Source organism: Bifidobacterium sp. UBA6881, from assembly GCA_002451435.1.
GTDB lineage: Bacteria > Actinomycetota > Actinomycetes > Actinomycetales > Bifidobacteriaceae > Bifidobacterium.
Genome location: DKCF01000047.1, coordinates 1 through 7697, shown reverse-complemented (window position 1 = coordinate 7697; position 7697 = coordinate 1). Strand labels below are relative to the sequence as shown.

Annotated in this window: 7 protein-coding genes and 1 tRNA gene; all 8 read left to right on the top strand. The window is 61.8% G+C overall.

The genetic code is table 11. The features are described 5' to 3' along the window. The coding region (locus tag B3C64_RS03955; protein ID WP_291533885.1) for a hypothetical protein at nucleotides 1-422 on the top strand (422 nt) is incomplete at its 5' end. Nucleotides 423-913: 491 nt separating this feature from the next. Next, the gene (locus tag B3C64_RS03950) at nucleotides 914-2632 is read left to right on the top strand and encodes a sodium:solute symporter family protein (protein ID WP_291533883.1); all 1719 of its coding nucleotides are present in this window, start codon (nucleotides 914-916) and stop codon (nucleotides 2630-2632) included. Between the two features lie 50 nt (nucleotides 2633-2682). Continuing rightward, nucleotides 2683-3018, top strand: a complete 336-nt coding sequence (locus tag B3C64_RS03945) for a hypothetical protein (protein WP_291533881.1) — start codon at nucleotides 2683-2685, stop codon at nucleotides 3016-3018. A 357-nt stretch (nucleotides 3019-3375) separates the two neighbouring features. Then, nucleotides 3376-3816 carry a holo-ACP synthase gene (locus tag B3C64_RS03940; RefSeq protein ID WP_291533880.1) on the top strand — a complete coding sequence of 147 codons (441 nt, stop codon included), beginning with the start codon at nucleotides 3376-3378 and terminating at the stop codon, nucleotides 3814-3816. A 121-nt stretch (nucleotides 3817-3937) separates the two neighbouring features. Further along, a tRNA-Gly gene (locus B3C64_RS03935) sits at nucleotides 3938-4011 on the top strand. 137 nt (nucleotides 4012-4148) lie between these two features. Next, on the top strand, nucleotides 4149-4823 hold the full coding sequence (locus tag B3C64_RS03930; protein ID WP_291533879.1) for a hypothetical protein: 675 nt from the start codon (nucleotides 4149-4151) through the stop codon (nucleotides 4821-4823). Nucleotides 4824-4932: 109 nt separating this feature from the next. After that, nucleotides 4933-5202: a 30S ribosomal protein S15 gene (gene rpsO / locus B3C64_RS03925; RefSeq protein WP_291533878.1), complete on the top strand. Its 270-nt coding sequence runs from the start codon at nucleotides 4933-4935 to the stop codon at nucleotides 5200-5202. A gap of 222 nt (nucleotides 5203-5424) precedes the next feature. Beyond that, nucleotides 5425-7697: polyribonucleotide nucleotidyltransferase (locus tag B3C64_RS03920; protein WP_291533877.1), on the top strand; the 2273-nt coding region annotated here is incomplete at its 3' end.

Genomic DNA, 7697 nt, shown 5'->3' with positions numbered 1-7697 from the left:
TCGTTCCGGCCAACGTTGCCCTGGACTGCGTCGATCCGAAGCTCAAGCGCGACGACCACATGGTCTGGCTGCGCGAGCCGCTGAAGGTCGGCTCCGTCAAGGCGGGTCTGGCCACGTCGCTCGGCTTCGGCCACGTCTCCGGTTTCGCGGCGATCGTGAACCCGGGCGCCTTCGAGGCGTCCGTGGCCAACACAGCCGGCGTCGACGCGCTCGTCCAGTGGCGTGAACGCGCCAACGAGCGTCTGGCCGCGGGCCAGCGCCGTCTTGAAGAGGGCATGATGGGCCGCGCCGCGCTGTACGAGCCGATCGACAACCGTCGCTTCCACAAGGACGGCCACGGTTACGACGCGCACGAGGCGGAGAAGGCCATGCTGCTCGATCCGAACGCGCGTCTCGACGCCTCCGGCTACTTCGAGATGTGATCGACTAGACGGAAGGTAGCGTAAGGAACGCCGCCATTGCCGTACATCGGCGATGGCGGCGTTCCTTTGTTTTCCGGGCGGCATTCGTTATGCCCCGCATGATCGGCGCGCTTCGCATGATGCGGTATGCGCGCCACGCCGAACGGCAATGTGCGTTAAATGTTCGATAAACGGTTATTGTGGTGGTATCTTCTTCATCGTGCCATCCTGACGGCTTTCGGCGTCATTGGAGCGTTTGCAGCGCTTCAAGCGGGGTTGGATCATCCTTCCGGCGGTTGAATCCTCAACAAGAACAACTATAAACGCACAAAAAATATGTTTATTATCATATATAATGAGCGATTTTTTTGTTTTTTGTTGTTTTTGATTTGCGGTTTTTGTTTTTCGCGAGTAATACTTCTTATGCAGGAAGCCCCGCTCCATCGCAACGAAGAATGACGGGGTGGCATAGTCGCCGAATACTGAAACGAGACAGAAAGAAGGCGTGGCTTATGGTCACGGTCGCATCCGACGCTTCGGCTATTCGCCTGAATCTCAATTGGGTGGATTGGCTGTTGCTCATCATCTACTTCGCCATGATCGTATGGATTGGCATTTCCGTGCACAAGCAGCAGAAGTCCAGCCAGGACTTCCTGTTGGCGGGACGTTCGATGCCGGCATGGATCGCCGGTCTGGCGTTCTGCGCCGCGAACCTCGGCGCCACCGAAATCCTCGGCATGGCGGCCAATGGCGCGCAGATCGGCATCTCCACGATGCACTACTACCTGATCGGCGCCATCCCCGGCATGGTGTTCCTGGGCATCTTCATGATGCCGTTCTATTACGGCTCCGGCGTGCGTTCCGTGCCTGAGTTCATGCAGAAGCGTTTCGGCAAGGGCGCGCATCTGACCGTCTCCCTGTGCTTCGCGGTCTCCACGATTCTGCAGGCCGGCATCAACCTGTTCGCCATGGCGCTGATCCTTCAGGCCATGCTCGGCTGGGACAAGTGGGTCGCCATCATCGTTTCCGCGGTGTTCGTCCTCGCCTACATCATCCTGGGCGGCCTGACCTCCGCCATCTACAACGAGGTCATGCAGTTCTTCGTCATCATCGCCGCCCTCATCCCGGTCACCGTCATCGGCCTGCACCACGTCGGCGGCTGGGAAGGCCTCAAGCAGTCCTTCTCCGGCACCAACATGCTGCACGCATGGGTCGGAACCGGCATGGGCAATGTCTCCAACCCGATCGGCGCCGACTGGTTCGGCATCATCATGGGTCTGGGCTTCGTACTGGGCTTCGGCTACTGGACCACCAACTTCACCGAGGTGCAGCGCGCGTTCGCGGCCAAGAACATGAACGCCGCCCGCATGACGCCCATCATCGGCGCCATCCCGAAGATGCTGATCTGGGCCGTCGTGGTCATTCCGGGTCTGATCGCCGCCGCTACCGTCGGCAACATGTTCGCGGATGGCGAGCTGCAGTACAACGAGGCCATTCCGAAGCTGTTCCAGATGTATCTGCCGAACGGCGTGCTGGGCATCGCGGTCACCGGCATGATGGCGTCGTTCATGGCCGGCATGGCGGCGAACGTCTCGTCCTTCAACACCGTCGTCTCCTACGACATCGTGCAGGACTACATCAAGCCGAACATGCCTGACAAGTACTACCTGAACCTGGGACGCATCATCACCGTCGCCGGCGTGCTCATCTCCGTCGGCACCGCATGGATCGCATCGCAGTTCGGCAACATCATGACATACCTGCAGACGCTGTTCAGCTTCTTCAACGCGCCGTTGTTCGCCGTGTTCATTCTCGGACTGTGCTGGAAGCGCCTCACCGGCGTCGCAGGCACCGCGGGCTACGTGTGCGGCATCTTCGCGCCGCTGATCACCTACGTCGTGTACCTGAACTCCAAGGCGGCGGGCGCGCCGATCTTCGGTTCCGACACCGCTGAGACCATGTACGGCGCGATTATCTCGCTGGTCGCCACTTGGGTCGTGGGTGTCGTCGTGTCGATGTTCACCAAGAAGAAGACCGACGAGGAGCTTGAAGGCCTCACCTTCGCCACCGGCGGCATGAAGTACTTCCGCACCGTCAAGCAGCAGGAACGCGCCGAGGCGCGCGCGGCGGCCATCGCCAACGGCGAGAAGGTCGCATGGTATCGCCGTCCGCTGCCGATCGGCATCGGCATCTTCGTCATCAGCCTGTTGCTGTACATTCCGTTCTTCTGATCGACGCGCAGGCATGAAGGTATCAGGAAAAGCGTATTAAGGAGTTGACAATGGCCAGTGAAGACAAGGTCGGCACTCCCGCTCCCAAGGGCGTGCTCACCGAAGAGGAAAAGGAACAGGCGGTCAAGGCCGCGCACCGCAACGATCTGCGGTTGCTGCTCGGAGTGCTGTTCGTGCTGTACGGCGTGATCGTGGGATTGGTCGGCATCTGCGATCCGACACTCGGTCTCGACAAAACCGACGGCATCGCGATCAACCTGTGGAGCGGCATCGCGATGCTGGTCGTCGGCATCGCGTTCCTGGTGTGGAATTTCCTGCGTCCGATTCCGGCGGAAGACATCATCGCATCCGCCGAGGAATCCGCGCGCCAGTCCGCCGAACAGTAGTCGGTGTTTCGGCGGCCGTGGCTCCCGACGCGGCTGCGGTTTCCGACGGTGCGAAAGCCCCCTCCTTCGGCTGCCGGCCTTTCGGTGGCCGCCTTCAAGGAGCGGGGCTTTCTCGTTCGCGCATGTTCCGACCGGCTGGAAGCGGGACGCATGGCGCGTTCCCGCGCCGGTTCTTTCACGTTCCCGTATTTTTCATGTCGCAGGTGTGAAAATATGGTGTCCTCAATGCGAACGGCGGGTGGACTGCGGCCGTTTGAGGATAATACTTCTATGGTGGATGTGCCGGAACGTTCTATCGCGCCATCGCGGGAATGGGCGTCCCGGCTTTCCGTGCATATTTCCTGAAAGGGCGTGGACATGCTGGGTTTGGGACATGATGTTGTGGATGTGTCGGCGTTCGCCGAGCAACTGGGGGAGCCGGGCTCGCGTATGCGCAAGCTGTTCTCCATGCGCGAACTCTGGCAGACCGCGCAGCGCGCCCAGCTCAAGCATGACGACGAATCCGTGCATCTGGCCGCGCGCTGGGCCGGCAAGGAGGCGTTCCTCAAAGCGTGGTGCGAGGCGATCTCCCGTCGCCAAGGCGATGCCGAATACCCATATACGTTGGACAACTTCCCATGGGTCCGCATCGAGGTCCTTGACGATTCCCGCGGCGTGCCGAGCGTCTCGCTGTCGCCCGAACTGGAGCGCAAGCTGCACGAATCCCTTGGGGTGGGGCAGGACCGGAACATCGACGTGCACGTTTCCATGAGCCATGACGGCGCGGTCGCGTCCGCCGTGGTGATGCTTGAGGCCTGAAAACCGAAAACCGCGTGTCGCGCGCGGCCGGGCGCGTTCCCGATTTGCGATTGTTCGTGGAATGTGTATAATTGCTCAAGTCGTTTTCCTGACGGTGCAATCGCCGACGGAAAGACGCAGCGCGGATGTAGCTCAATGGTAGAGCCTCAGTCTTCCAAACTGATTACGCGGGTTCGATTCCCGTCATCCGCTCCAGAAAACGAACAACAAGGCGTGCCGTGTGCACGCCTTTTGCATATGCGCCGCATATGCTGGCTTGGATATGATTCCGGCATATGCGGAACCGGGTATGCTGGGAATGTCGCGGCAAACGCAATTCTACGGAGCGCAATATGGCACAGACCAAGGGAAACAAGGCAACGGAAGTCGTCGGAGGCGTGGTGGAGACGGTCGACGTGTCCAAGCATCCGACGGCGTCGATCGCGCCTTCGGATCTGTCTTTGGCCGATATCGAACGGCGCAGGTCGCATCCGTTGCGTTGGGTCGTGTTCATTGCGGTCGCCTTGATCGCCGTGATCGTGCCGTATTGGTGCGGTCGCGCCATCGCGGTGAAGGACGCCTCGTGGCTGGTCGCCAACCTGGGCTTCCTCGACCCGAAGGGCGTCGCCCTGATCTCATGGACCGTCACCATCATGGCGTTGGCCGGATTGGGTCTGATGGTCGCCGATACGAAGAAATGGCTGTGGGGAACCGTGTTCGTCATCGGGCTCGCCTTGGAGCAGCTCATCGCCGGCATAAGCCTGCTGAGCTTCAACTTCTGGAATGCCACCTATGTGATGTACGGATCGTCGTCGGGCTTGGCGAACGCGGCGAATCTCGGCATCATCGCGGCCGGTTTCGGCGTCGCGGTCTACGCCGTGCTGTGGGTCGGCCTGTTGGTCTGCATCAAAAAGGAGTCGAGGCTGAACGTGCTTACGCGCAGCTGGGCTTCGTTCCTGCTGTTCTTCGCGATTGAGCTGGTCGCCCTCGGCGTGGTGTTTTTCGGGGGACTGCTCACCGCCATCTGATTTTGGTCCGTGCATCGTGTATTATTGCACTTTGGCGTGTTTCGCCCGCGGATAGAGAGCGCGTCGGCATAGTGCCGGCAGCACCGCGCAGCAACATAAGGAGGATGCCGTGGCACTTACGGCTGAGGAAAAGCAGGAAATCATCAAGACCTACGCGACCCACGAGGGTGACACGGGTTCCCCGGAGGTCCAGGTCGCTCTGCTGACCAAGCGCATCGCTGATCTGACTGAGCACCTCAAGGAGCACAAGCACGACCACCACTCCCGTCGTGGTCTGCTGCTGATGGTCGGTGACCGTCGTCGTATGCTTGATTACCTCAAGCGCGTTGACATCGACCGTTACCGCTCCCTGATCGAGCGTCTGGGTCTGCGCCGATAACATTCTTCCGCCCGAGCGTCCATGGCGCTCGGGCGTTTTTGCATGACAGCCGAGTTGAGGAAAAGACAGTTTGAAGGCCCAGGGTTTGGGGCACACGAGGTCTAGAATCTACAAATGAGGAAGCGGCGAAGGTAACGCCGCGTCACGCATATGCATCGGTTGGAGTCCGCTGAAGAGGACCGCCGATAGATGGTATTCAGGAAAAGAAAAAGGAGGAACCCTATGGAGGGTCCCGAAATCAAGGCTGTAGAAGCCGTAATCGATAATGGATCATTCGGCAAGCGCACGTTGCGCTTCGAGACCGGACGTCTCGCCCAGCAGGCGGATGGAGCCGTCGCCGCCTATCTCGATGACGATTCGATGGTGCTTTCCACCACCACCGCCGGTTCCAGCCCGAAGGAGAACTACGACTTCTTCCCGCTGACCGTGGATGTGGAAGAGAAGATGTACGCCGCCGGCAAGATCCCGGGCTCGTTCTTCCGTCGTGAAGGCCGTCCGAGCTCCCAGGCCATTCTCGCCTGCCGCATCATCGACCGCCCGCTGCGTCCGCTGTTCCCGCACACGCTGCGCAACGAGGTGCAGGTCGTCGAAACCGTGCTGTCCGTCAACCCGGACGACGCCTACGACGTGGTCGCGCTGAACGCGGCCTCCGCATCCACCATGATCTCCGGTCTGCCGTTCGAAGGCCCGGTCTCCGGCGTGCGTCTGGCCCTCATCGATGGCCAGTGGGTCGCTTTCCCGCGCTGGAGCGAGCGTGAGCGCGCGGTGTTCGAGATCGTGGTCGCCGGCCGCGTCATCGAAAACGGCGATGTCGCCATCGCCATGATCGAGGCCGGCGCCGGCAAGAACGCCTGGCACCTCATCTACGACGAAGGCCAGACCAAGCCGGACGAGGAAGTCGTCGCCGCCGGTCTGGAAGCCGCCAAGCCGTTCATCAAGGTGATTTGCGAGGCCCAGAGCGAGCTCAAGCAGAAAGCCGCCAAGGAAACCAAGGAATTCCAGCTCTTCCCGGAGTACACCGAGGATCTGTACAACCGCATCGACGAGATCGCCCACGCCGACCTCAACGAGGCGCTGTCCATCGCGGAGAAGCTGCCGCGCCAGGACCGCATCCACGAGATCAAGGAGAACGTCAAGGCCACGCTCGCCGAAGAGTTCACCGACATGGACGACGCCGAGAAGGACAAGGAGATCGGCAACGCCTTCAAGGAGCTGCAGCGCCAGATCGTGCGCCGTCGCATCCTGACCGAGGACTACCGCATCGACGGCCGTGGCCTGCGCGACATCCGCACCCTGTCCGCCGAAGTGGACATCGTGCCGCGCGTGCACGGCTCCGCCCTGTTCCAGCGCGGCGAAACCCAGATCCTGGGCGTCACCACCCTGAACATGCTCAAGATGGAGCAGCAGATCGACGCGCTGTCCGGCCCGCAGACCAAGCGCTACATGCACAACTATGAGATGCCGCCGTACTCCACCGGTGAGACCGGCCGCGTCGGCTCCCCGAAGCGCCGCGAGATCGGCCATGGCGCCCTCGCCGAGAAGGCCCTCGTGCCGGTGCTGCCGAGCCGCGAGGAGTTCCCGTACGCCATCCGTCAGGTGTCCGAGGCCATCGGTTCCAACGGCTCCACCTCCATGGGCTCCGTCTGCGCCTCCACGCTGTCGCTGCTCGCCGCGGGCGTCCCGCTGAAGGCTCCGGTCGCGGGCATCGCCATGGGACTGGTGTCCGGCGACGTCGACGGCAAGCACATCTTCAAGACGCTGACCGACATCCTCGGCGCCGAAGACGCTTTCGGCGACATGGACTTCAAGGTGGCCGGCACCTCCGAGTTCATCACCGCCCTGCAGCTCGACACCAAGCTCGACGGCATTCCGGCCGACATCCTCGCCTCCGCCCTGCAGCAGGCCAAGGAAGCCCGCGCCACCATCCTCGAGGTCATCAACGAGTGCATCGACGGTCCGGCCGAGATGAGCCCGTACGCGCCGCGCATCATCACCACCACCGTTCCGGTCGAGAAGATCGGCGAGGTCATCGGCCCGAAGGGCAAGATGATCAACCAGATCCAGGAAGACACCGGCGCCGAGATCGCCATCGAGGATGACGGCACCGTGTTCATCTCCTCCGAAGGCGGAGAGGCCGCCGAGAAGGCCAAGAAGATCATCGACCAGATCGCCAACCCGCATGTGCCGGAAGCCGGCGAGACCTACAACGGCAAGGTCGTGAAGACCACCTCCTTCGGTGCCTTCGTGAACCTGACCCCGGGCACCGACGGTCTGCTGCACATCTCCCAGATCCGCAACCTCGCCAACGGTGAGCGCATCGACGCCGTCGAAGACGTGCTGAAGGAAGGCGACACCGTCGAGGTGGTCGTGCAGGGCGTTGACGACCGCGGCAAGATCTCCCTCGCCATCCCGGGCTTCGAGGACCAGGAATCCTCCGCGCCGCGCCGCGAGCGTTCCGACCGCTTCGACCGCGATGACCGCCGTGGTGGCCGTGG